This window comes from Maribellus luteus (genome assembly GCF_003576475.1).
Lineage (GTDB): Bacteria > Bacteroidota > Bacteroidia > Bacteroidales > Prolixibacteraceae > Draconibacterium > Draconibacterium luteum.
This window is the reverse complement of sequence record NZ_QWGR01000264.1, coordinates 1-527: the sequence shown is the minus strand read 5'-3', so window position 1 is coordinate 527 and position 527 is coordinate 1. Positions and strand designations below refer to the sequence as shown.

The following is a 527-nucleotide window of genomic DNA, read 5'->3' as shown; positions in this document are numbered from 1 at the left end:
GATGTCGGTGACCATCTCCTCGTTGGTCGGCCCGTACAGCAGCTCGCGCTCGTGGCGGTCGAGGATGCGCAGCATCTCCGGGCCGTAGGCGTCGTAGCGGCCGCTCTCGCGCCACAGGTCGGCCAGTTGCAGCGTCGGCATCAGCAGCTCGACGGCGCCGGCGCGGTCCATCTCCTCACGGACGATCTGCTCGACCTTGTTCAGCACGCGCAGTCCCAGCGGCAGCCAGGCGTAGATGCCGGCCGCCTCCTGGCGGATCATGCCGGCGCGCAGCATCAGCCGGTGCGAGACGATCTCGGCTTCCTTGGGCGTATCGCGCAGGATCGGCAGGAAATAGCGGGACAGGCGCATGGAACACTCGTCGAAGGGCGATGCGTCAGAACGAACGCACCGAGTCAGATCAGTCCAGAGACACCATCGCCGTTTGCAAATTGCAAACGCTAATGCACATCGCCATCAGGCAAATGCACATCGATGGCGTTTGCGAAGGCGTCAGCGCTTGGCGAACTTCGTCTTCAGCCTGTCGC

General features: G+C 64.1%; 1 protein-coding gene. It reads right to left on the bottom strand.

The window, feature by feature from the left end:
• Positions 1-351 (bottom strand): proline--tRNA ligase (locus tag D1614_RS25000; RefSeq protein ID WP_438268364.1); only part of this gene is annotated, 351 nt, incomplete at its 3' end.
• Positions 352-527: the final 176 nt, after the last annotated feature.